This is a genomic window from Streptomyces omiyaensis (assembly GCF_014650895.1).
Lineage (GTDB): Bacteria > Actinomycetota > Actinomycetes > Streptomycetales > Streptomycetaceae > Streptomyces > Streptomyces omiyaensis.
Genome location: NZ_BMVV01000027.1, coordinates 32,143 through 57,195, shown reverse-complemented (window position 1 = coordinate 57,195; position 25,053 = coordinate 32,143). Strand labels below are relative to the sequence as shown.

Here is a 25,053-nt window from a genome sequence, read left to right as displayed (position 1 = left end):
GATGGACATGACTTCTCCGCGTCCGGCAGGCCCGCGGGACGAGTACGGGCCCTTCGCGCATCTCACCGCCCCGAACGTGCCGCTCTACCGCTCGGTGATGCGCGCCTTCCTCGTGGCCAAGGAGCGGTTCGCCGTACATCTGCGGCCCGAGGACGTGTACGCCGGGCTGCCCGCCGCCGTACGGCCCGGCGAATTGGAGGGGGTCGTCGGAGCCCTGGACAAGCTGGTCGCGTGGGGGAACCTGCGCGCCGACCCGGACACCGGGCGGGTCACGGCTGTCGAGGACTTCTACCGCAAGCGGTACATCTACCAGCTCACCCGGGAGGGCGAGGCGGCCGAGGAGGCCCTGTCCTCCTACGACGAGGCGCTCGGGCGCCGGGGTGCGCTCCAGGCCGTCGCGCTGCACGACATCGTCACCCAGCTCCGTGCCCTCCTCGTGCTGGCAGCCGAGGAGACACCGGATCCGGCCAAGACACATCTCGCGCTGGACGGGCTCGCCAGTCGGTTCGGGGCGCTCGCCGACAACGCGCGAGCCTTCATGGGGTCCCTGCAGCGGACCATCGACCTCCACGACGTGGGGGAGGAAGTCTTCCTCGCCTACAAGGACCAGCTCATTCAGTACCTGGAACGGTTCATCCAGGACCTGATCACCCTCGGTGGCCGCATCGCCCGGTTGATCCTGGAGCTGGAGGAGGGCGGGAGCATCGAGGCACTGCTGCGCGCCGCTGCCGCTCGCGAGGCCGCCGATGCCACGCCGCAGGAGGCCACGTACGCCGAGCAGGCCGCGTACGAGCGGTGGGCCGGCCGGTGGGCCGGGCTGGCGGCCTGGTTCCTCAGCCGGGACGGCCGGGAATCGCAGGCCCGGCTGCTGCGCGGCCGTGCGCTCGGGGCCGTACCCCAGCTGCTGGCCGTCGTACGGTCGCTGAACGAGCGCCGAGCCGGGCGTTCCGATCGCTCCGCCGACTTCCGTACGCTCGCCCGCTGGTTCGCCGAGGCCCCCGATGACGACTCCCGGCACCGGCTGTGGCGCACCGCCTTCGGGCTGTACCCGGCCCGACACCTCACGGTGGACGCCGAGACGCTGGCCGCCCGTGCCGCCCATCCCGATCCCGCGTCCACCCCATGGGCCGACGCCGAGCCGTTGCGCATCAGCCCGCAGCTGCGCCGTACCGGCAGCTACGAGCGGCGCGGCAAGCCCCGCAAAGTGGAGGACCGGCAGGAAGCGCGCCGCAGGCTCGCCGAGGTGGCGGTCAAGCAGGCCGCGGAGGTCGCGGCCGCGCGGGCCCGGCTCGTCACCGACGGCATCACCCGGCTGTCCGGGCTCGGCGAGCTCGATCCCGTCAGCTTCCGGCTCTTCCTCCAGCTCCTCGGGGACGCCCTGGCCACCTGGCGGCCCGGTATGACGCACACGGTGGCCACCAGCAACGACGGGTCCATGGAGATCCGACTCACCGCCTTGGCCGATGGATCCGCGGCCGAGGTCCGCACTCCGGGCGGCGTCTTCCGCGGCCCTGACCACACCATCGAGATCATCGATCTGGCGGAAGGAGCCGACGGACTGTGAGTGCTCCGCTCGCCGAAGTGCTGGACGGGCAGCACGCCGCGGAACTGCGCAAGGCCGCCCGCGCTCTGCTCAAGCAGCCTCTGCTGCTCGCCGGTGGTGCGTACGCCGACGATTTCCGTCTCGTCCGGCGGCACGCCTCCGACCTGCGTGAGTGGTTCGACCGCAACACCGGCTGGTCCCTCCAGGTCGACGCCGGGACCGCCCGGCTGGGCAAGATCCCGGCCCACCTCGCCGATGCCACCCACCCCGCCCGCGAGGCCACGCGCAGCGCCGCCCCCTTCACCCGCCGTCGCTACGTCCTGCTCTGCCTCGCCCTCGCCGCCCTCGAACGCGGCGAGGCGCAGATCGCGCTCGGCCGCCTCGCCGACCAGGTCGTCCTCGACGCCGCTGATCCGCAGCTGGCCGCGACGGGCATCCAGTTCACCCTGGACCGCCGCGACGAGCGCCTCGACCTCGCCGCCGTCGTACGCCTCCTGATCGGCCTCGGAGTACTGCGGCGCGTCGCCGGCGACGAGGAGGCGTACGTCAGCGGTGCCGGAGACGTCCTGTACGACGTCGAACGGCGGGTGCTCGCCGGGCTGCTCGCGACCCGACGCGGCCCGTCCACCATCCCGGCCGCCACCCTGGACGAACGGCTCGTCGGGCTCACCGCCGAAACGGCCCTCGACAGCGACGAACTCCGGTTCCGGGCGATGCGCCGCTCGCTGACCCGCCGACTGCTGGACGACCCCGTGCTCTACTACGACGAACTGACCGATGCCGAGCTGGGCTACCTCACGCGGCAGCGCGGGTTCCTCACCGCACGCATCACCGAACTGACGGGCCTGGTGGCCGAGGTCAGGGCCGAAGGCATCGCCATGGTCGACCCCGACGACGACCTCACCGACCTCCGCATGCCGGAATCCGGCACCCACGGTCACGTCACCCTGCTGCTCGCCGAGTACCTCACGAGTGCCGAAGGTCCGGTCGTCTCCACGGCAGACCTTGAACGCCGTGTCGCCGCGCTGGCCGCCGAACACGGAGGCTTCTGGGCGAAGTCGGCCCGTGAGCCGGGAGCTGAGGGGGAGCTCGTGGAGCAGGCCGTCAGTCGGCTCGCCGCCCTCGGCCTGGTCTCCCGTACTCCTGACGGGGTGATGCCACGCCCGGCGCTCGCCCGGTACGCGGTCGGCGAGACCGTCGTACTCGAACCCCGCACAGTCGGCACCGCTCAGGTGCCCGCGCAGCGAAAGGCTCATCAGCGTTGACCCCCCGTGCCATACTCCCGGTCCCCGCGCGCGCCCGCTGGCAGCCCCTGCGGATCGGTCTCGTCGATCTTTTCCACTACGACGTGGAGGAATTCCACTTCCGCGACGGGCGGCTGCTGCTCCGGGGGAACAACGGCACAGGCAAATCCAAGGTGCTCGCCCTGACCCTGCCCTTCCTCCTGGACGGGGACCTCAGCGCGCGCCGGGTGGAGCCCGACGGAGACGCCGGAAAGAGGATGGAGTGGAATCTGCTGCTCGGCGGAGAGCACCTCCACTCCGAACGGCTCGGCTACACCTGGGTGGAGTTCGGCCGCCGCGACGAGGTGAGCGGCGAGGAGCAGTTCCGTACGCTTCTCTGCGGGCTCAAGGCCGTCAGCGGGCGCGGCATCGCCCGGCACTGGTGGGCGGTGACCGCCCAGCGGATCGACCACGCACCGGCCGGGGCGGTGTCGGAGGGGTCGCTCAGCCTCCTCGACGCCACCGGCACGGTGCTGTCCCGGGACCGGCTCATCGAGGCGGTCGCGGGACACGGAATGGTCTACGACCAGGCCAAGACCTATCGCCGGGCCGTCGACGAGGCGCTCTTCGGGCTCGGGGAGCAGCGCTACGGCGCCCTCGTGGACCTGCTCATCCAGCTGCGCCAGCCCCAACTGTCCAAACGCCCCAACGAAGCCGCCCTCTCCCGCGCGCTCACCGAAGCGCTTCCGCCCATGGACCAGGCCGTCATCGCGGACGTGGCCGAGGCATTCCGCTCCCTGGACGAGGAGAAGGAGGAGCTACGGGCCGCCGGCGCGGCCGAGCGCGCGGCCTCTGCGTTCCTCGACCACTACCGACGCTATGCCCGCATCGCCTCCCGCCGGCGCGCACGCCTCCCGCGCAGCGAGCACTCGAAGTACGAGCACCTGCTGCGCGATCTCGCCGAGGCACAGGCCGAGAAAGCCGCAGCCGAGGAGAAGCGGGCGGCGGCCGGCGAGCGGATCGCCGCGCTCACCGAGACACAGGCCCGCCTGGAGGCCGTCGACGCAGCCCTGCGTGAGGGCCCGGAAATGCGCAGCGCTCATGAACTGGAGCGGGCCGCCAAGGCGTTGGAACGGTGCGGGCAGGACAGTGCACGTGCACGCGCCGACCGGGAGGAGGCCGCGCTGCTGCACACACGGGCGCTCGGGCGCCTCGCGGCGGCGGAGAACCGGTTCCGGGCCGCCGGGCAGCGAGTCGAGGACACGCTTCGCCTCGCGCGGGAAACCGCCGAGGCGGCCCGGCTGGACCTGCCCGGGGACGAGGGGCTGACGGCGGCCGAACTGCGCGCCGCTGTGACCGAGGCGACCGACCGCCGGCATCGCACCCTTGCGCATGTCGAGGAGCTTGCGGACCGCGCCGAGGCGGCGGCGGCCGAGCGCCGGGCCGCCGCACTGCGGCTCGACGAGACGGAAACCGACCTGGCGCACGCCGCCGAGGAACAGGGCGCGGCCGACGAGAAGGTGACGGCCGCGGGCCGGGCCCTGGTGGACGCCGTGCGCGAGCACGCGGGCCGGTGCGAGGAGCTCGCGTACGCCGACCCGGTCGGACTGTTGGACGAGCTCCAGGAGTGGACCCAGCACCAGGACGGGCCCTACCCGGCACGCCGGCACGGATCGGACGCGCACAGCGCCACGGCAGCGGTACTCGCCGACCAGGCGGCGCAATCAGCGCAGCGCGGGGCGGCCCTGGCGGCCCGTGCCCGAGACGCGGAACAGGAACTCGCCGAGCTGGGGGCCGGCGGCCGCCGTGGACCGCAGGCCCTGTACACCCGGAACCCCGGTCTGCGCGATCAGGCGCCCGGCGCCCCACTGTGGCGGCTGGTCGACTTCCGGGACGAGGTCGCGGACCGGGAGCGCGCCGGCCTGGAGGCGGCCCTGGAGGCGGCCGGGCTGCTGGACGCGTGGGTGCGCCCAGACGGCGCGGCCCTGGCGGTTGACGGTCACGACGTACTCCTCGACGCGCGGACGGGGCCGGTCGACGGGCCGTCGCTCGCCGACGTGCTCCGCCCGGCCGTTGACCGCGGCGATGCCCAGGCGGTCCACGTGGGTGAGGAGACCGTGGGTCGGCTCCTCTCGGCGATCGGTCTGGGCGCGGTTGCCGGGATCGCGGAGGCGGGCGCCGGGCTAAGGGGCACCGAGCCGACGGCGGGCACGTGGGCTGCTCCGGACGGACGCTACCGCGTAGGCGTCCTCATCGGCCGGTGGGCCAAACCTGCGGCCGAGTACATCGGCGAGGGCGCCCGGGAAGCCGCGCGGCGCACCCGTATCACCACCCTGCGCGCCGAACTCTCCCTTCTCCAGGGGGAGGCGGCATCCGAGGCCGTGCACGCGCAGGGTTTGGAGACCCGGCGCCGTACGCTCGACGCCGAACTGGCCGCGGTGCCCGACGACGGGCCGCTGACCCGGGCGCACGCCCGCGCGGCGGCTGCCGCCGACACCGCGCGCCGGGCCAGGTCCCGTCGTGAGGCACGGGCCGCCGACGCGCTGGCTGCAGCCGGGCGGTCGGAACTGGCGAGCGCCGAGCTCCAGGAGGCCGCCGCCGATCTGGGGCTGCCCCCGGACCGGCCGGCGCTAGTCGTCGTACGGCAGGCCCTCGTCGAACTCGCGGCCGTCCTGGCCGCACTCTGGCCCGCCCTGCGCGAGCGAACCGAAGCGGCACGGCAGGCGCAGGAGGAGCGTGAGGAAGCCGGCCGGGCAGGGGAGCGCACTGCCGAACTTGCTCTGCGCGCAGAGGAGGCCGCCCGCGAGGCGGCAGCCGCGGACGAGCGGCTCACCACGCTGCGCTCGACCGTGGGCGCGGCCGTGGCCGAGCTGGAACGGCGGCTGGCGGAGACCGCGGAGGCCATGCGCGGCTGCGCCGCCGATCAGCGGTCGTTCCAGGACCGTCGCACGGAGGCGGACCGGCAGGCCAACCGGGCCGAAGGCCGGATCGAAGAGCTGGAGAAGGCCGTCACCGAGGCTGCCTCCGCGCGCTCCGAGGCCATTGCCGCGCTCCAGCGCTTCACCGCCACCGGGCTGATCACGGTCGCGCTTCCCGAACTCGCCGTACCGGCCGCCGCCGACGGGCCTTGGGCGGCCACCCCGGCCATCGCCCTCGCCCGTTCCCTCGAAGCGGAGCTGTCGACGACGGACGACTCGGACGGTGCTTGGGAGCGCGTACAGCGGCGTCTGAGCGAAGAGCTCAAAACCCTTCAGGACGCGCTGTCCCGGCACGGCCATACCGCCTCGGCCCGGATGGTCGAGGACGGGATGATCGTCGACATCGTCTACCAGGGCCGCGAACGTGCCGTACCCGAACTCGCCGAGGCGCTGGCGGTCGAGGTCGGCGAACTCACCCGCATCCTCTCCGCGAATGAACGCGAGATTCTCGAAACCCACCTCATCACCGAGGTCGCGGGTACTCTTCAGGAACTTATCGCGACCGCCGAACGGCACGTGCTCGCCATGAACGCCGAGCTGGAGGACCGTCCGACCTCCACCGGCATGACCCTGCGCCTGGTGTGGCGGGCCTCCCGCAAGGCACCTGCCGGCCTTGCCCAGGCCCGTGGCCGACTGCTCCAGACCGCCGACGCCTGGACTCCCGAGGACCGGGCCGCGGTCGGGGAGTTCCTGCAGACGCAGATCGCCCGCCAGCAGACCGAGGACGCGGCCGGCAGCTGGCTGGAACACCTCACAGCGGCCCTCGACTACCGTTCCTGGCACGAGTTCGCCGTCGAGCGGCAGCAACACGGTCGCTGGGTACCCGCCACCGGTCCCGCGTCCGGAGGCGAACGCGTCCTGGCGGTCTCCGTGCCCTTGTTCGCCGCGGCCTCCTCGCACTACGCGAGCGCGGCCAGCCCGTACGCACCACGACTCGTCACCCTGGACGAGGCGTTCGCGGGCGTCGACGACGACTCGCGCGCCAAGTGCCTCGGCCTCCTGCACGCTTTCGACCTGGATGTGGTCATGACCAGTGAACGGGAATGGGCCTGCTATCCGCAGGTACCGGGCATCGCCATCGCCCAGCTGTCCCGCGTCGACGAGGTGGCCGCCGTTCTGGTCACCCGCTGGGAATGGGACGGCACGGCTCGTACCCGTCACGAGGACCCGGTGCGCACGCCGGACCCGGAGCCCCTGTGGACGTGAACAGGCCTCCGGTCGACGAAGCCCGCCTGCGCCGCCTCCTTGGCGGGCCCGATCTGGCCTGGCTGCTGGAGCGCGTACGCCGTCGGCTGGAGCGCGGACAGTCCCTCACCGGACCCGTCTCCCTGGCCGCGCCGACCCCGGCCCAACGGTCCGCGGCCGAGCGGCTGCTGGGCCGGGCCCCGGGTGATGGCAAGGTGCTGACGGTCCGGCTCGACGCCGTGGATGCCGTGCTGGTCAGATCAGGCGTCAGCCCCGAGGGCCTGACGGTGGCCGTGACGACGCTCACCGGCCCCGTCGTCCCTCTCGAAGAGGTCCGCCGGAGTGAGGACCAGGCCTGGGCGGAGGCCTACGCTCCGCTCACCGGGCTCGCCGGAGAGGTTCCGTCCCTCGAGGAATGGGTCGGCCGGGTACGCGAAGACGGCCTTGTGCGGCGTCTCGCCCGTACGCCTGAGGCCGCCCGATCGCTGCTCGATCAGGTGGCTCGCGTCCTGCGGGAACTGCCGGCCGAGCCGCCGCGCTCCCTCTCCGTGTTCGCCGCGGACATCCTGGGCAGCGCCCACGCACTGGACGACGGCACACCCCCGGCGACGCTCTGCCTCTCCGGCATCCGTGCCCTCACCGGACATCCGGACGGGGCGGGCGCAGCCTGGCGACGGGCCGCCTGGGCCTCCGCCGGCCTTCTCCGTGACGACGTCTCCTCCACAGTCCTCACCCTCAACCTCCGAGGGACCCCCGCTCTGGACTGGACGGCCGACATGGGGGAGCCGTGCGTACTCACCCTTCGCCAGCTCGCGCACCATCCGCCCCGGACCACACCGCCGGTGGTCCACATCTGTGAGAATCCCGCCGTCCTGTCGGCTGCGGCCGACACCTACGGCCCGGACGCCCTTCCGCTGGTCTGCCTCCAGGGCCAGCCGTCGGCTGCCGCCCTGGCCCTCCTGGCGCACCTCCACGAGCTCCGTGCCGAATTTCGTTACCACGGCGACTTCGACTGGGGCGGCCTGCGCATCGCCACGACACTGCACCAGCATGTGCCGTGGCAGCCATGGCGCTACACAGCCGAGGAATACCGTGCGGCGGTAGCCGCTGCCGGTTCTGCTCTCCTGCCTCTGACCGGGATCTCGGCTCTGTCGCCATGGGATCCGGATCTGGCAACTGCCCTCGCTGAGCACGGTGTGCGTATAGAGGAGGAGGCTGTTCTGGACTCTTTGCTGGCAGACCTCGGGTAGGACGTGCGGCTGGTGAGACATGCGACGTGCCGAGACCGGGACCGATGCCAGGACCAGTGACGCTCGTTTGACGCATGGACCCTCACGAGGGGCTGTGAATGGCGATCCATGTGGCCTTTGACCTGCTGCTTTGCTGGCCGGCCTCGATTCCTACGTGCTCTTGATGACGCACCACGTGGAGTGCGTGGCGATCCTGGAGCCGGCGAAGAAGGACGCCTGACCCGCTGCCTCCTCTCCATGCCCTGGGGGCTGGAGAAGGGGCGTGCTTCCGGCCGGGGTGGTGGGGTCCCGGTCTCAGGAGGTCGTGGGGAGGGTGACGGTGAGGGGTGGGGCGGGGCGGGGGCGTGGTCGGCGTCGATCGCCGCGAAGGTGAGGAAGGCGGTGGCGGCCTCGGTGGCCGGGCCGGAGCTGTTCCCGCGTTCGGCGGTGACGCGGAGGCCGACCGTCATGGAGGTGCGGCCGACGCGTTCGAGCCCGGCCTCGACGCTCAGCAGGTCCCCGGCCCGCACGGGGGCGGGGAAGGTCAGCTGCCCCGCCCACCCACGGCAGTACGGTCGCGTCCCGCTCAGGGCGTGTGCTCCGGCAGGACGAGGCGGAGCGCGGCGCCCGTGAGGGTGGGGTGCCCCGACTCGAAGACCTCCAGTTCCGTCTCGACCGACGGGGTGTCGAAGGCCCGCAGCAGCAGACGGGCCCGGTGGAGGCCTCCGGTGCGGCCCCGTTCGCGGCCCGCCGCGCTCAGGGCGAAGATCCGGCGGCCGCGGGATCCGGCGGGCAGGCCCGGGCCGCTGTCCCGGACCTCCACGTGCACCTCGGGGGCCTCCGCCCTCGCCACGACCTGGACCAGGCCGGAGTCCGTCCCGGCGACCACGCCGGCCGCGTTGTCGAGCACCTCGTAGAGCACGGCCCGCAGGACCGGCTCGGGCACCTCCACGGAGAGCGCCGGCGGGCAGCGCACGTCCAGGACCGCGCCCGGGTGGTGGTCGCGGCACTGCGCGGCCAGGGCGTCGAGGAGCGGCGCCAGTTCGGTGACCGCCGGGCCCTGCGCCTCGGCCAGGGCCGCCGGGTCCTGGTCCCGCAGCTCGGCCAGGGCCTCGGCGGCCTGCGCCGCCGGCGTGCCGGTGCCGCCGGCCGCCGCCGCCGCGAGGCGGGCGAGGGACGGCACGGTCGCGAAGCGGTTCCACTGCCACGGCGTCCAGGCCGGGGACGTCAGGGGGGCGGACGAGGCGGGCGCCCCGGTCGCGTCCCGTTCGTCCCGGGCGTGCGCCAGGCGGGTCAGGAGACCGGTCAACTGCTGCTCCGCGCCCGCCCGGAGCATCCGGACGATGCCGCTCGGCGGCACGGTCAGAAGCCCGTCCGTCCCGTCCCCGGCGCGGACCAGCAGACCGCGCGCCACCAGCGCCTCGACCCCGGCGCGCACCTGCTCCACGGCCCCCGGCCACTCCGAGCACGCCTCGGCCATCAGGAGGAGGTCCTCCGTGCTGACCTCGCCGGTCGAGGGGTGGCCGGCCGCCAGCGCCGCCCACCAGGCGGCCTCGGCTGCCGGTCCGCCGCAGCGGGCCACCAGCTCCTCCTGGAGGGCCTGGACGAGCACCTCGTCCCGCTGCCAGCCGCCTTCCGCGCCGGACCACAGCGCGGCCCCGGCGGCGGGCATCCGGTCCTCGGCGTAACGGAGCATCACGCGCAGCGAGGCCGTGTCCATGGCCGTGCAGTTCTCCATGGCCTGGGCGAGGGGGAGCCCCGCGCCCAGGGAGAGGTGGGCGATCCAGCGCAGGGTCCGCCAGGCGGCGTCCGGCTCGTCGCCGAGGGCGGCGGCCAGGTCCGGGCCGCGCGAGCCGATCAGCGCCGCGACCGGCCACTGGCGGGCCAGGATGCCCAGCATCGCCGCCGGCCGGTCCTCGGGCAGCACGACGAGCCGGAGCAGGTCGCGCAGCGACAGGACCGCCGTGGCCCGGCGGTCGGTGTACTCCGGCGCCGCGAGTCCGGGGGCGACGGCGACGTGCGGCGGCTGCTGCGCCAGCCGGTCCGGAAGTCCCGTGGTGCCCGGGCCGCCGACGTACAGGTCGACGCGTCCGGTCGGGTGCAGCCGGGACAGCGCCGGGGTGCCGAACAGCCCGTCGAAGTACGTGTGGTGGTGGCGGCTGTCGTCCACCCGGCGGGCCACGCCGTCCCGGACCGGCGCGCCGAGGAAGCGGCTGAGGGCACCGGCGAAGGCCTCGGCGGCCTGGGCGGAGTCCTCCTTCTGGAGACGGCCGTAGGCCGCCAGGAGCTCTCTGCCGTTCGTGTCGGCGGCCTCCCAGGAGGCGAACTCGGGCGGCCGGTTCGCCGCCGGGTTCAGGTGGTAGTCGAGGAGCTCGTCCGGCGTCCACAGCGGGTTCCACGGCGGCAGCGGGGCGGCGGACTCCGGGATGGGCGTGCCGAGGGGTTCGCGGTTCAGCAGGGTCCGGGCGGCGATCAGCTCGCCGGCCGCGATCAGCGCGTCGACCCGCTTCATGACGGGGTCGCTCCGGCGCGTGACGGCCTCGGCGGCCTGCCGTTCGAGCCGGGCGCGCAGCTCGTCGGCGACGGGCTTCACCTGCTGGGCCAGCATGTCCGCGGCCTCGCGCAGTTCGTCGTCGACGGCGGACCGGCGGGACGGGGCGCGGGCGACGAGGGCCTCCGCGTCGAGGAGGTCGAAGCGGACGCCGGCCGCGGCGGCCTCGCGTTCCAGCTTCCGGACTTCCTGCCGCACGTCCTCGCCCGCCGCCGCCCGGGCCGCCTCCAGCCTCCGCTTCAGCGCCTCCTTGTCGTGGCCGCCCAGTTCCGGGCAGTCCGTGTGCAGGTACTCGGCCGCCTCGAACTCGCCCCGGTCGACCAGCTCCTCGCCCACCGTGCGGGGCGACCTGCCCCCGGCGCGGGTGAGGACGGCCCGCGCGAGCGCGGAGCCGTCCGCGTCGGAGCCGGGCCCCGTCTCCGACGCGAGGCCGATCAGCACGTCCGGATAACGGAAGCGGCCGGGCCAGGTCTCCAGAAGGTCCCGGTCGATCCGGATCTCGACGCCGACGTCGTCCCCCGTCCGCTCCTCGCTCACGCCTCCTCCTTCCCGGCCTTCGGCAGCACGGACAGGATCTCCAGCAGGGCCCTGGCCGGCCGGCCCGCCGGTTCGTCGAGCGCCTCCGCCTCCGCCAGCAACTGATGCCATTCGAGGTCGAGATGGCGGGCGAAGTCCTTCTGGTGACCGCTGAGCACGGGCAGCCGGCCCGGACGCCGCTCGCCCCCGCCGACGGGGACGGACGCCAGTTCGCGCGCCTCGGTGAGGAAGCGGGCGACCTTGCGCGCGTACGCCATGTGGTTGCGCCACTCGATCCTCCGCACCCCCAGGTCGTCGGAGATCCTGTCCAGCGCCGCCCTGACCTCCTGCTCGGTGCGCGGCAGTGCCAGGACGTCGTCGACCAGGGCGCCGGGCGGGACCTCCTGGAGGGTCGCCTCGACGACCTGCGCCAGGACGCGGCCCGGGTGGAACAGGGCGCGGTGCACCTTCTCGCCGTCCTGGAAGGTGAAGTGGTGCTTGGCCTCCCTGAAGTCGTCCAGCTCGGCCGCCAGGCCGATCCAGCGGGCCTGGGCGTCGGCCAGCCTCTCCTGGCGCGCCGCCCACTCCCTGGCGTCGCCCAGCGGCAGCGGCGCCGGATCCTCGTGGAAGCACCTCCGCGCCGCGGCGCCGAGCCGCGTCCAGGCCGGGGTCAGGTCCCGGCCCGGCCCGTCGCCGTCCAGCAGGACGTCGCAGACCTCCGCCCCCGTGTGCCCGCCGTGCAGCAGCATCTCGGCGATCGCGCCGACCAGGGCGACGGCACGGTGCCCGGGCGGTGCGGCGTCGAGCTCGACGGTGCTGGCGTAGAGCTGGTAGCCGAGCGGTCCGTGCTCCACCGGCACGGCCACGGCGGCGAGGTCCACGGGCATCCCGCCGGGGCCGCCGAGCAGCGGGGACAGCAGGTACGCCTCCATGAACGCGCCGCGCGCCCAGGCGTCGTGGAGCAGCCAGCGCGCCCACTTCCCCCACCGTTCGTCGGCGTGGTCCGGACTGTCCAGCAGCAGCCCGGCGGCCTTCGCGCGCAGGACGTCCGCGGGCTCCTTCCTGGCCTCGCGGTTGGCGAGCTCCGTCCAGGGGTCGTCGTCCACGGGCGCCGCGCTCAGCGCGGGCAGCGGCGGCAGGTAGGCCGGCAGCTCCTCGGCGTCGTCGCCGAACCAGTCGGGGATGCCCATCTCCCGCGCGAAGTCGGCGGTGAACGCGGTGCCGACGACGTGCAGGCCCAGCTGGTGGGGGGCGGGGCCGCCCCCGGGGCCCACCGCCCGGTCGCCCAGGGGGTGGTGGCTGCCGACGACGACCTCGTGGTCGCTGAGGACCGCCCGCGCCCGCGCCGGGGTGGTGCGCAGGGTCCGCTCGCGGGCCAGCCGCTTCTGCAGTTCCCCGCGGCGCCCGTCCGCCTTGTCGAGCGGAGGGTGCTGGAGGTGCACGACCTTCCCCTCGTCGCGCAGTTCGGTGAGCCGCCGGGTGATCTGCTCCCCGTACCCCTCGGGCTGGACCGCGTCGTCCAGCACGGCCAGCCGTTCGACGGTGCCGGAGAGCAGGCGCTGCGCCAGGTCGGCGTAGACGCCGCCCCGGACCACCCGGACGACGGGGGCGCCCCGGTGGAGCTCGTCGACGGAGGCGCGCAGGCGCTGGAGCAGCCGGCCCCACTCGGCGGCCCAGCCGGTGCGGGAGGCGGCGGCGTCCTCCTCCCACCCGTCCGCGAGCAGCGGCAGCACGACCTGCTCGCCGCCGGTGCCGGAGGGCGGGCCGTCGGAGGACTCGCGGCGGCCGAAGTCCGAGGGGAACAGGGCGATGTCGCGGGCCGTGGGCCAGTACGGGTAGGCCTGGCGGGCCCAGCTCAGCAGGTCCGTCACGCACTCCGGCGGGGTGTCGGAGCCTTCGAGCGGCTCGACCAGGACTCCCGCGCTCGCGTTCCCGGACAGGACGCCGCGCGACCCGACGTAGGCCGACCGGTCGTCGCAGACGACCACGGACGCGGCGCAGGAACTGCTGCGCTGTTCCATGAGCACGCGCCCGGGGAAGCGGGACTGGAGGTCGAACAGGGCGGTCGCCACCCGGGACTCCAGCTTCGAGTACGGAGTGCTGCCCCACAGGAGGACCAGGGTGACACCGCGCTTCGCGGCGAGTTCGAGCGCGGGCAGCACGGGGTGGAGGGCGTCGTACGCGATCTCCGGCAGGGCCAGCACCAGCTGACGGGTGGCGCTCTCGATCAGATGGGACAGCACCCAGTCCACGCCCACCCCGGCGGCCACGCCGCCGGCCGAGCAGCGGCCCCGGCGGGCCTCCTCCAGGTCCTCCAGCACCCGCAGGGCCGTGGCGGTCAGGTCGTCGTGGAGATCCGGCACCCGCTCGTCGGGGGCGCTCGTCAGTTCGGCGGCCAGGCCGTCCAGGCCCCGCATCATCACCAGCAGGCTCTCGGAGCGCCTCTCCTCCAGGGCCTGACGACTCATCAGGCGCTGGGAGAACCTGCTCTCGGGGCGGTTTCGGATCAGATCGGAGATGCGGGACCGGAACAGTTCCTGGGCCTTGCGGCCCCAGCCCGGCGGGGGCTTCACGGGCACCGCCGTGAGCAGGCCGGTGTCCGGGTCCCGCTTCACGACGGTCTCCACCGTCCGCCAGCACACGGCCTGCGGCGGGCTGAGCACCGGGTTGGCGAAGGACACGTTCAGCACGCGGCTGCGGTCGTCGGCCAGGCGGGTGTCCTTCCTCCGGGCGTCGTCCGCCGCGTTCTCGTCGTCCTTGCGGCCGTCGCCCGCGCGCTCGGCCCTCACGACCTGGCGCACGGCCCGCAGGAGCTCCGTCTGCGGCAGGTCGTCCACCGAGATGCCCTGGGCGTACGGCATCTCCAGGGCTCCCTGGGGGACGCGCTGCCGGCCCAGCTTGTACGGGAGGACGGTCGCCGTCACCGGGTCGAACAGGAACCGCTGCGGCTTCCTGCTGGTGGCCAGCGGGGCGTGGCCCTCCTTCCCCCCGAGGAGCGCCTCCGCCGCCTGGGTGCTCTCCAGCGCGTTCGTGGCGAAGTCGACGGCGAGGAAGCCGCGGGTCCACAGACCGTGCACCACGTCCAGCATGAGCCGGTGCGGCAGGGAGAACAGGTCGCCCAGTTCCTTCACCGTCCTGCGGCCGCCGACCACGGCCTCCAGGACGAGCGCCTCCAGCGTGGAGGCCCCCGAGTCGGCGCCGAACTCCACCTGGAGGGTGATCACCCGGCAGGGGATGGCGATCAGCGTCGTCTCGGTCACGGCTTCTCTCCCGTCGTCCCCGCCGCGTCCGTGTCGGCCGTGGGGACCGTGCCGGCGGCGGTCGTGCCGGCCGGATCGTTCGCGTCGTTCGCGCCGTCCGTCTCGCGCGGGGCGGCGTCCGGCGGGGCCGAGGCCTGCGCGGGGATCGATACGGCCCCGGCCCCGGTCGCCGGCGGATCCGGCCGCTCCGCCGGGTCGGGCTCCGCCTCCGGCCGCCACTCGACGATCTCCCCGGTCGACGCGTCGACGACCCGGCCCTCCGTCCGGAAGACCTGGATGATCTTCTGCCAGTCCTTGCCGCCGTGCCGCTCGAAGTGCGCGATGTCCCCGACGACCACGAGCAGGCTCCGGGCCCGCGACAGCATCACGTTGACCACGTCGGGCTGGGCGGTGTGGCCCACGTTCCGGCGGGAGTCCGGGCCCCGGTCGCCGCTGCGGACGAGCGAGATCACCACCGTGTCCGCCTCGCCGCCCTGGAAGGAGTGGACGGTGTGCACCCGGCCGTCCAGGAAGCCCTTCCTCAGCTCCCTCACCTGGCGGCGGTACGGCGTCAGGACCGTCAGCTCCTTCGGGCTCCTGCGGTCCGCCAGGCCCATCGCGCGCACCAGCCCCTCGACGAGGGCGACCTCGCCGGGGTTCCACCAGTAGCCCTGGTCGCCGCAGTCGTTCCGGGAGGTGTCGAGCCACACCAGGGGCGCGCCCGCGAGGTAGGGCGGCCGGGCGTGCGCGTGGACCCGGCTCAGCTCGGGGTCGGTCTTCAGGAAGGTGCCGTCCAGGTCGTCCTCGGTGACCGGGGGATAGAAGGCCCTGGCGAACGGCAGCGAGATGTCCCGGTGCATGCGGAACTGCATGTCCAGCACGTCCCTGGGGCTCTCCGCCGCGGCGGTGGCGCCGGGCCTGTGCCCCTCGAAGAAGCGCCGGAACAGCTGCACGAACTCGAGGTAGCTCTCCCGCTGGTCGTAGTGGAGGCGGATCCGTTCGTCCTGGTTGGTGGCCAGGCCCTCCAGGAAGGTCTCGATCTCCTGGGCCCGGTGGGGTCCGAGCTGGAGGTAGTCGCCGATCAGGGTCCAGCGCACGCCCAGGGCGAGCGGGATGGTGATCTCGGTGGGCCAGGCCTTGGCCGCCTCCTCGATGATCACCCAGTCGAACATGTCGGACGGGTCGCGCATCTCGTCGGTGAGGGTGGACGCGATCGAGCAGGTCGCCAGCACGATGTCGGCACCCGACTTGATGCGTTCGGTCAGCTCCACCGAGATGTCCTTGGCCAGCCCGGCCCACCGGTCCATCAGGTCCTCCTCGCCGGGACGCACGCCCTCGTACCCGTTGCGGACGCGCCGCTCGATGTGCTCGACCAGGTCGTTGGTGAGGGCTTCGGCGGTGTGGCGCCGCAGGGCGGGCGGCAGGTCCTGGCGGTCCTTCGACTTCGACAGTTCCCGCAGCACCAGGAGGGAGCGGTCCTCGATCTGCGTCCTCAGCTCCTCGACGATCTTGCCGCCCAGCTGGTCCAGCGCGTCGTTCGACTGCGCGCTCACCAGCACCCGGGAACCGTACTCACTGCCGAGGAAGGTCCGCAGGGCCCGTGCCACCACCGTGCTCTTGCCGGTGCCGGGCGGTCCCTGGAGGGCGTAGAACGGGTGCAGCTTCAGCATGCCGCCGATCACCTCGTCCGCCCTGCCCCGCAGCTGTTCCTCGGGACTCCCGCCGGCCGGGAGGGCGCCGCGGCCGGCCCGCAGGGCGATCGACCGCGGCTCGTAGAGCGTGCGCGCGAGGCCCGCCTTGTGGGCGAGCGAGTCGTAGCCCTTGATCTCGCGGCGCAGCTGGATCTCCGTGCCCCGGTCCTCGTCGGGGCGCAGCCAGCCCAGAGGGGGGAGGTCGTCCCGGCCGAACGGCGTGTCGACGACCAGGGAGTCGGCGTCCAGCCGTTCCCTGATCCGCACCTTGACGGTGCGCTCGCCGAAGTAGGGCCCGGCGAACTTGGAGGTCCTCTCGTCGTTGCGGTCCGGCGCGACGACGAGCTCCGCGAACTCCTGCTCCGCGAGGAGCTCGTCCGCGAAGTCGCCCAGCGGCGGCCGGTGCCGCCGGCCCGGAGCCGCGTAGGCGGTGAGCAGGGGGTCGCCGTGGAGCCAGCGGCGGTCCCGGTCCTTGTCGTGGGTGAGGACCAGCCGCCCGTCGGCGTCCTCCAGCCGGTACGGGTAGGTGCGGGCCCTCAGCACGAGACCCCGGTACTCCAGCATGAAGTGGAAGCTCCGCAGCATCTTCTGCACCCCGGTGTCCTGCACGGCCCGCTCGATGGAGACCGACGAGGTCAGCGGCTCCCAGGAGGGGCGGTTCCTGCGCTCCGCGTCGAGCGACTTGCGGGCGTAGTAGGGCACGAGGTCGAACTTGCCGATCCGGCGCCGGGGCCAGGTCTTCAGCAGTTCGCCCGCGTACCGCTTGTCCAGCAGGTACTTGATGACGAGCGTGTCCTTGTGGGTGACGAGGTTCCGGCGCCTCACCGAGTCCTGGTACAGGTAGGCGCAGAACCACACCGCCTGCGTGCCGACGAGCACCCACTCCGCCTGGGCCAGCGCCCTGCGGTTGTCGTCCTGTACGTAGCCCTCCGCGCCGCCGGGGCAGTGGATCAGCTCCGCCTGGTCGAGCTCGGTCCTGAGGAACTGCTCCAGTTCCTCGCACCCCTGTTTGGTGTCGGTGCGGTGGTCGGTCCAGCCCCGGGCCTCGTGGATGGTGACGACGGACTCCACCGGCATGAAGGCCACCAGCCGGGGCAGTTCGCGCTTCCCCCCGCCCCCGTCCGCGGCCTCGTCCGCGGGCTCCAGCCCGAGGGAGATGGCCGTCCAGTGCCGCTGCAGGTCGGCGGAGGCCTGGAAGGAGGTGCTGCGGCTGGTGGGGGAGGGGTCGAGCATGGACAGCAGCGCCGTCCGCAGGTGGCGGGGGAGCCGGGTGTCGAGGTCGAGCTCGCGGCGCATCCTCGTGTGGAGCCGGAGCAGGGCGTTCGGCAGCTCCTCGGGATCCGCCGCCTCGACCGCCGCGCACTCATCGGGCAGCCGGTCGGTGAGGGAGTCGAAGAAGAGCTCCCAGCCCAGCACGCCCAGCCCGAACACGTCGGTGCTGCCGTGGTCGAGCCGGCGCGACCGCACGTCGCCGAAGACCGAGGGGTACGTCTCCGGCGCGATGTAGGCCAGGTGCTGGGCCGTGCCGATGCCGGGCGGCGGGGTGTGGAACAGGGCGCGCATGGCCTCCTCGTACATCTCCCTGCCCTTGGGTCCGCTGATCGCGTGCAGCAGGTTGTTGAGGAGGGCGCTGAGCTCGAACCGGGCGAGGGAGAGGGACGCCTGGGACTCCTTGCCCTCGTCGAAGGTCATGCGGAGGGCGGCGAGGGTCAGGTTCCGGTGCACGATGCGGGTGCCGTGCAGCTGGCTGAGGGCGTCGACCAGGAGGCCGAACTGCTCGAACGCGGCGACCGGGTGCTCGGTGGCCCACCCGCGCACGTCGCTCCAGCCCTGCTCCGCGAGCGGCGTGCCGACCTTCCGGGTCATGATGAAGGCGACCTGGTGCGACGGGTCGAACCTGCCGTCCTCGACCACCGGCAGGGCGGGGTGCCCCAGCATGCGCAGCCGCAGCAGGTTGCGGACCTCGAACTCCCACAACTCGCCCACCACGCCGTCCACCCGGAGGAAGAGCGAGACCTCCCGGTCGTGCTGCAGGTCCGGGTCCGGGTGGGTGAGGACGAAGCGGATCAGGGTGCCCTTGATCACCTCCTCCACGTCTCCGTCGAGCTGGTAGGGCTCCTTGCCCTCGGGGGCGTACACCGCCTGGGGGCCGGTGAACAGCTGCTTCAGCACATCGGTGATCTCCTCCGGTCCGAGGTCGTCAACCATGTGTCTCCTCCGTCCCCCCGTCGGCGCCCCTCGGCGCGACGGCTGCGATGGCGAGGACGACGATCCCGTCGTCGGTGGTCGCGGCGACCCGTCCCCCGGACAGGGCCGTCAGGTGAAGCCCCGGAGCCCCCAGGGAGATCCGGCGGACGGGTTCGCGGGAGCCGGACGGCCCGTCGTCCCACACCAGGAGGACGCCGTCCCGGTCGAGGCTCGCCCGCCGCCCGCCGCCGTCCTCCACGCCCTCCAGCTCCACCCAGCCCATCACGCGGTTCGCGTGCCGCCGGGTGACGGACGGGGGCGCCGCGTCCTTCCCGCCGGCCTCGTCCCCCGGCAGGGACGCGGCCCCCACCCGGTCGGTGAGGTCCTCGCCGTCCGCGGCCCGCAGGACCCGGACGGAGACCGCCGGGGCGGCGCCCGCCGGCGCGACGGCGGACTCCGTCACCAGCACGACCTCCGTACCGTCCTCCAGGACGTGCCGTCGCACCCGGTCGACGCGGGGCCGGCGCGACGCCCCGGCCCCGCCGGCGGCCGGGGCGGGCGCCCAGAGGTGGACGAGCGGGTCGCGTCCGGCGACCGTCGCCAGCACGGTCCCGCCGCCGGGCCCGCGCAGGACGGCGGTGGTCCGGGCCTTGGGGATGCCGCCGCCCGCGGGGCGCGGGGACACGTCGCCCGGGACGAGCAGCCGGACCGTCCCGTCGGCGTCGCCGACGACGAGGGTGTCGCCGCCCGGTGAGGGCAGCGCGGCCAGCAGCGGCGCGCGCAGCTCCTCGGGGTCGGGCAGGGGCGAGGCCGTCAGGAGGAGCTCGTCCTGCCGCGTCTGCACCCGCCACAGCTCCACCGGACCCGCTTCGGCGGCGGTCGCCAGCCGGAGCGTGCCGTCGGCGTCCGTGAGCGCCGTGAGGGCCGTGAGCGTCCTGCGGGTCGCCAGCGAGGCCAGCCGCACCGCCCCGGAGCCGGTCACGTCCCACAGCACCAGCTCTCCCGAGCGGTGGGCCGCCGCCAGCCACTGCCGTCCGTCGGGCGAGGTGAGGGGCGTCAGCCCGACCACGTCGCCGGCGACGCCCGTCGCCAGGGCCCCGGGGGCCCCGCCGTCCGCGTCGAGGAGCGCCAGATAGCCGCCGGCGCCGCCGAGCGCGAAGCGCCCCGCCCCGCCCGGCAGGGGCGCCGCGATCCGGACGGTCTCTCCGGCCGTGCCCGTGCGGCGCAGGACGGGCCGGTCGGCGGAGCCGGTGTCCCACAGGTGCAGGGTGCGGTCGTCGTGGGCGGCGAGGAGCAGGGCGGGTCCGCCGCCGTGCGGCCGCGTGCCCAGCGAGGCGAGCGCGGAGACCGGCCGGCCGTGGCCGCGCATCAGCAGGGCGGGGCGGTGCGCCCGCCACGGCTCCCACACGACCACCGTGCCGTCGAGCGCCCCCGTCGCCAGCCACGGCTCCGAGGGGCGGGCGGTCAGCGCCGACACCGCGCCGCTGCCGGCTCCGCCGAGCTTCAGGTGCGGGGGCAGGACCCGCAGTTCGCCCCAGCACACCTCCCAGGCCGCCCCGGGGCCGGCGGGGTGCAGCCGCCCGGTGGCGCGCAGCCCGCCCAGCTGGCGCAGCCCGGGCCGGTCGGCGGCCGTGGCCGCGCGGACCAGGTGGGCGGAGGCGACCGTGCCGAGCACCTCGATCGGCAGGTCGGCGGGGCCGGTCACGCCCGCCCCGCCGGGGGCGAGGGCCGATCCGCTGAGCGTGGTCACGGGGAGCCGGTCGAGGACGGAGGGCCGGGCCGCCAGCTCCGTCCAGCCGGGGAGTCCGCAGTCGGCCGCGTACTGCGCGAGCCGCGCTTCGAGGTGCGGGCTGATCGTCCCGCCGCCGGCGCACTGCTCCGCCGCCGCGTCGAGCAGCGCGGTCAGCAGGCCGAGCCGCTGCCCGGGGGTGGTGGTGGCCAGGAGCTGCTCGGTGTAGGTGCGGTGGGCGGGGCGGTAGACGCTGCGCCGGTCCTCGCCGTCGAGCAGGACGTACGCCGCCGCCCGGCCGAGGAACAGGGACAGCTCCTCGCCGGAGACGGGGTCCTCCCGTCCCGCGACGCCCGCCGCCGCGTGGGCCCAGACGCCGTCGGCACGGGGCAGGCCGCGGCCCTGGGCCAGGGCCAGGGACCTCAGCAGCGCGTCGGCGGCCGGCAGCGCGGCGGTGATCCGGGCGACGGCGGCCCCGAACAGCCCGGTCCGGTCCTTCGCGAGCAGCTGTTCCAGGGCGGAGCGGGCGTCGGGCCCGTCGGCCAGCAGGCCGGGCCGCTGCTCGATCTCGCCGACGGCGAGGGCGACGTGCAGGAACTGCCAGGACCCCTCGCGGACGTGGTGCTCGACGGCGTCGCGCACCGTGCCCACGACCGTCGCGCGCCGGGCCGGGTCCGCGGTGCCGTGCTCGTCGAGGACGCGCTCCACCCGGCGGGCGGCGTAGGCGGTGGCGGCCTCCGTGTCGGCGGTCAGCTCCAGGACGCGGGCCTGTCCGGTGGCGCTGCCCAGGGCCTCCCGCAGGTCGGCCCCGTCCCCGGCCGCCTCCGTCTCGTACGGGGAGGTGCGGGTGCCGACGAGCAGCCGGACCCCGGCGGCCTCGGTGAGGTCCCGCAGCAGCGAGGCGACCCGGAAGGGCTCCCGGGCCTCGTCCAGGGCGTCGGCGAGGATCAGCGTGGGGACCCCGCCGGCGGCGGGGGCGGCCAGGCGGCGGCGGAGGGGTTCGAGGGGGTCGCCGGGGCCGCCCGGTGCCGGCGACCGGGCGCCGCCGTCCTCGCCGGGTCCGTCGTCGGGGCCGGGGCTGTTGCCGCCGGTGCTCCGGTCGGTGCCGAGGAGCTGTGCGAGCCGGTCCGTCACGTCGGCCGCGGTGCTCCCGGTGAGCCGCAGGACCGCGCCGACGCGCACGTCCGGCCCCACGCCCCCGCCCCGGCGCAGGCCCCGCAGGACCTCGCCGAGCAGGGCCGACTTGCCGGTGCCGGGAGGACCGGTGACGACCAGGACCGGCGGTCCGTCCGGGGCGGCGAGCCAGTCGGCGACGGCGGCGCGCTCCGTGGTCCGGCCGGTGAAGTCCGGGACCACTTCGAGGAACCCCGTCTCGTCCCCTCCGGGGACGGACGGCAGGCCCCGGGTCCCCCCGTCGTGCGGCTTCTCGGCCCCCGCCGTCCCGGGACCGGCGGGGGCGGCGTCGTGCTCCCGCTGGAGCCGCTGCTGTTCGGCGACGGTGGTGGCGCCGTCGAGGGGCACCACGTCCCGCAGCCGCAGCGGCAGCTCCCGCGAGGTCTCCTCCCCGACGAGCTCGGCGTAGGGGACCCTGCGCTTGAGGTGGAGCTGGAGCTCCCGGAGGGTGTGCACCTCGTCCTGCCAGGACTTCTCCGCGAGGTAGCTCTCCATCGCCTTCCGGAAGGCCCCCAGGTACGCCTGGGCCGCCTCCTTGCCCGTGCCGACGAGGAGGAGGGAGCACAGCTTGGGCGCGTGGGCCCCGAGGAACCTGGCCTGCAGCTCCTCGGTGAAGCTCTTCGAGTTGCACGCCTCGATCACCACGATCGCCCAGTGGCCCTCCTCGGTGTCCCGCCGCTGCTGCTCGGCGTGGAGGTAGTACGCGAACATGTCCGGCGTGACGTAGGTGTTGCGCTGCCCGCGTCCGCCGTCGGGCACGACGAGCACGGGGCCGGTCCTGCCCTGGCGGCCGTGGCCGAACCACAGGAGGACCGAGGGCCGGCCGGGGTGGTCGCGGCCCTCCGCCGCCCAGTGGGCCAGCGCGTCGTCGGCGTCGGTCAGCGACATCAGGAGCCGCGGGCCGGCCCCTTCCTTCTCTTCTCCGTCGCCCTCGCCGGGCTCGTCCTCCTTCTTCCCGGCCGCGGGCCGGGCGAGCGGGGGCACGGCCGTCCCGCCGAACCGCTCCAGGACGGCGACGGCCAGCTCGGCCTCCTCCGCGGTCCTCGCGTCCGGAAAGTTCAGCACCGGCCCCAGGGGCAGGGTGTGCACGTCGAAGACGTCCGCGACCTCGGTGTCGGCGTACCCGGACGCGATGTCGTACCCGGACGTGACGTCGTGCCCGGGCGTGGTGTCGTACCCGGGCGCGTCGGGGTGCCCGGGCGCGTCGGCGTTCCCGGGCGTGGTGTCGTACGCGCGGGTGTCGGCGTACGCACCGGTGGTGTCGTACGCGGGCGGGGCGGCGGCGCCGGCGCGGGTCTCCGCGGGCGGGCCGGGCCGCGGGACGTCCGCGGTCCGGCCGTGCGCGGTCCCGGCGCCGGACGGCGGCGCGACGAACTCGGGCACCACCGTCTCAGCCGTGCTGCTCCGTCGCGAGGACGGGGACGAGCCGGCGCAGCGGTTCCGCGCCGCCGCGGACCTCCACCTCGTACATCCCCGGCCGGTCGAGCCGGCAGGCCGCCCGCCAGCCGCCCTCCGTGCCGCGGACCCGCTTCAGCTCGGGGTGGTGGACCGTGTCGTGTCCGCTGACCTCCCGCACCACGCACTCCAGGTCCGAGCCGGGGGGCGCGCCCTCCACCTCGATGGCGAACGCGGCGTCGGGGACGGCCCATTCGGGCGTGTGGAGCTCCAGGTCGTCGTCGCCCCCGAGCATGTCGCCCAGCTCGTCGGGGTGGCGCAGGCCGCTCAGCATCGCGCGGGCCATCTCGATGACGCTCTCGCTGCGGGCCAGGGAGCTGTGCTCCTGGCGCACCGGGACGGGACGGGCGTCGGAGCCCTCCAGGTGGGCGGCGAAGCGGTAGACGGTGCCGTCGCCCTTGCGGTTCTCGGGGAGGGGCCTGCCCTCCGCGTCGAGGAGGAGGCGGCCCGCCTTCCGGCGGAACAGGTACGACTGGGCCACGGCCGCCCCGGCGTCCATCCGGTAGCTCTGCCAGGTCCGCTGGCCCACGCCGACCACCATCACGTGCTCGGGCAGCAGGGCGCCCCCCGCCGCCTTCCGCCAGGCGGCGGAGGCCTCGGCCTGCTCGCGCCGGCCGCCCAGCGCCAGGATGTCGTCGAGGCCGGGCTCCCTCATGTCGGCGCCCTCCTCGTGGCAGCGGTAGGCGGGCAGCAGGTCGTACAGCCCCGGCATGGTCGGGGTGACCTCGCGCAGCACCTGGGGCGGGATCAGCCCGGGCGCGCCCTTGCCGGAGTTGAGCATCACGGCGGCCTTCACCGAGCCGGCGAAGGGGGTGCCCACGGTCATCACCGCGCGGACGTCGTCCCGCACCCCGCCGTGGTGCACGGCCTCGCGGGCGAGCAGGCCGCCCATGGAGTGGGCGACGATCAGCACCTTGGCGGGGCCCGCCTCCGGGTGCCGGTCGAGGTGGTGGCGGTGGGCGGCGTGCGTCCGCCAGGCCTCCAGGTGCAGGCGGATCTCCCGGGCGAGCAGGGCGCCGTTGTGCGCGACGGAGAGGCGCCAGTCGTAGGGGAAGGGCCGGACGGCGGCCTTGTGCAGGGCCGCTCCGCGCAGTCCGGATATCAGGGCGTTGTACGGCTGGGCGTGGCCGAGGCCCGGGAACCAGTCCGCGACGTTGAGCACGCCGGTCGCCTCGACCCGGCCGGTCCGGCCGGCCCGTTCGGCGTCGGTGACGGCCAGGGCGCGCAGCCGCTTTCCGTGGGCGCGCGCGGAGTACTGGAAGATGCGGCCGACCCCCCATAACGGGGTGTCGTTCTCGACGTCGTACAGGGCGCTCCCCATGATGCCCGGGACCACCACCACGGCGTCGTGGAGCTGACGCTCCGGCACGTCTCGCCTGTTCATACGCTTCTGCCCCCCACGCATGTCATCGGCCGTTCCGCTCGCACCGGTCGAGCGGTGACGGGGCCAGGACGCTAACACAGCGCCACGTGCGGAAGGAGGGGATCGGGGCGACTGCCCGCGCGCCGCCGGCCCGCGGCGCCCCACGGGTGTCGCCTTCCCCTCCGCACATCGCACGAGCTCGCTCGATCGGGTGATGCTCATTTGCGTGTTGACGCCGTGCGGTGCCGGCCGGGCCTCAGCGGACGGTCCCGTCCGCCTCCAGGGCCAGGTAGTCGGAGAGCAGGGCGGCCGCCTTCAGCATGGCCAGGCCCCGGGCGGTGACGCGGCGGCGCCAGTTGTCGAGCGCGGACTCCAGGGCCTGGGTGTCGCCGGCGGCGCGGACCTGCTGCACGACGGTGGCGATGAGCTCCAGGGGGTAGCGGCCGCGACGGAGGAAGTGGGCCAGCTCGGCGTCGCGGACGTCGTCGGCGTCGTAGGTGCGGTGGTTGGTGTCGGGGCGGCGGTCGGGGACCAGCACGCCGACCTCCTCCCACTTGCGGATCGTCGCCACGCTGACGCCCAGGCGGTGGGCGAGCTCGCCGATGGTGAAGGGATGGGCGGGTGGCGCCGGTGCGCGCCAGGAGGCGCCGTCGGCGCGCCTGGTGAGGTGGGTGAGGACCTTGCCGACCGCGTCCAGCGTGCCCCGGTCGCGCAGGAGTTCGGCGTGACTGCGGTCGACGGCGGTCAGGGCGTCGTCCACGCGGCCCTCGGTGACGGCGCGCATGATGGTGCCGCCCTCGGCGTATCCGTGGGCCGGCACCAGGGCGCGGTAGGCCCGCAGGGCGGCGGCGTGGCGCTCGGTGTAGCGGCGGTAGCCGGAGTCGGTGCGGTCGGCCGGCGGGAGGAAGCCGTCCCGCTCGTAGTTGCGCACGGTCTGCGGAGAGATGCCGTGTTCCTGGGCGAGATCGGCCGGTCGGAAATATGCCATGTT

Annotated in this window: 10 protein-coding genes and 1 pseudogene; 4 read left to right on the top strand and 7 right to left on the bottom strand. The window is 74.5% G+C overall.

Features of this window, described 5'->3' with window-relative positions; translation table 11 throughout:
- The first annotated feature begins 7 nt into the window (after window positions 1-7).
- Genes IE287_RS31515 through IE287_RS31500 form a run of 4 tightly spaced genes read left to right on the top strand, consistent with a single transcriptional unit; the run spans window position 8 to window position 8,179 of the window.
- The gene (locus tag IE287_RS31515; protein WP_189852680.1) at window positions 8-1,564 is read left to right on the top strand and encodes a TIGR02677 family protein; all 1,557 of its coding nucleotides are present in this window, start codon (window positions 8-10) and stop codon (window positions 1,562-1,564) included.
- Window positions 1,561-2,808 (top strand): TIGR02678 family protein, encoded by a 1,248-nt coding sequence (locus IE287_RS31510; RefSeq protein WP_189852654.1) that lies wholly within the window; start codon window positions 1,561-1,563, stop codon window positions 2,806-2,808. Before IE287_RS31515 ends, IE287_RS31510 begins: the two co-directional genes overlap by 4 nt.
- Window positions 2,805-6,950 (top strand): TIGR02680 family protein, encoded by a 4,146-nt coding sequence (locus IE287_RS31505; protein ID WP_189852653.1) that lies wholly within the window; start codon window positions 2,805-2,807, stop codon window positions 6,948-6,950. Before IE287_RS31510 ends, IE287_RS31505 begins: the two co-directional genes overlap by 4 nt.
- Window positions 6,941-8,179: a TIGR02679 family protein gene (locus tag IE287_RS31500; RefSeq protein ID WP_229883861.1), complete on the top strand. Its 1,239-nt coding sequence runs from the start codon at window positions 6,941-6,943 to the stop codon at window positions 8,177-8,179. Before IE287_RS31505 ends, IE287_RS31500 begins: the two co-directional genes overlap by 10 nt.
- A 422-nt stretch (window positions 8,180-8,601) precedes the next feature.
- Here the strand turns inward: IE287_RS31500 and IE287_RS39530 are convergent.
- From IE287_RS39530 to IE287_RS31470, 7 genes and pseudogenes are all read right to left on the bottom strand, one after another.
- Window positions 8,602-8,706, bottom strand: a pseudogene (locus IE287_RS39530) (hotdog domain-containing protein); the annotation flags it as partial.
- A gap of 38 nt (window positions 8,707-8,744) precedes the next feature.
- Window positions 8,745-11,246 (bottom strand): ATP-binding protein, encoded by a 2,502-nt coding sequence (locus IE287_RS31495; protein WP_189852651.1) that lies wholly within the window; start codon window positions 11,244-11,246, stop codon window positions 8,745-8,747.
- On the bottom strand, window positions 11,243-14,485 hold the full coding sequence (locus IE287_RS31490) for a hypothetical protein (protein WP_189852650.1): 3,243 nt from the start codon (window positions 14,483-14,485) through the stop codon (window positions 11,243-11,245). Before IE287_RS31490 ends, IE287_RS31495 begins: the two co-directional genes overlap by 4 nt.
- Window positions 14,482-18,363: an AAA domain-containing protein gene (locus IE287_RS31485; RefSeq protein WP_189852649.1), complete on the bottom strand. Its 3,882-nt coding sequence runs from the start codon at window positions 18,361-18,363 to the stop codon at window positions 14,482-14,484. Before IE287_RS31485 ends, IE287_RS31490 begins: the two co-directional genes overlap by 4 nt.
- Window positions 18,356-22,627 (bottom strand): AAA family ATPase, encoded by a 4,272-nt coding sequence (locus tag IE287_RS31480; RefSeq protein WP_189852648.1) that lies wholly within the window; start codon window positions 22,625-22,627, stop codon window positions 18,356-18,358. The genes IE287_RS31485 and IE287_RS31480 overlap by 8 nt, the downstream gene beginning before the upstream one ends.
- Window positions 22,628-22,634: 7 nt before the next feature.
- Window positions 22,635-24,083 (bottom strand): esterase/lipase family protein, encoded by a 1,449-nt coding sequence (locus IE287_RS31475; protein ID WP_189852647.1) that lies wholly within the window; start codon window positions 24,081-24,083, stop codon window positions 22,635-22,637.
- Between the two features lie 235 nt (window positions 24,084-24,318).
- Entirely contained in the window at window positions 24,319-25,050 is a 732-nt protein-coding gene (locus IE287_RS31470; RefSeq protein ID WP_189852646.1) for a TioE family transcriptional regulator, read from the bottom strand.
- Window positions 25,051-25,053: the final 3 nt, after the last annotated feature.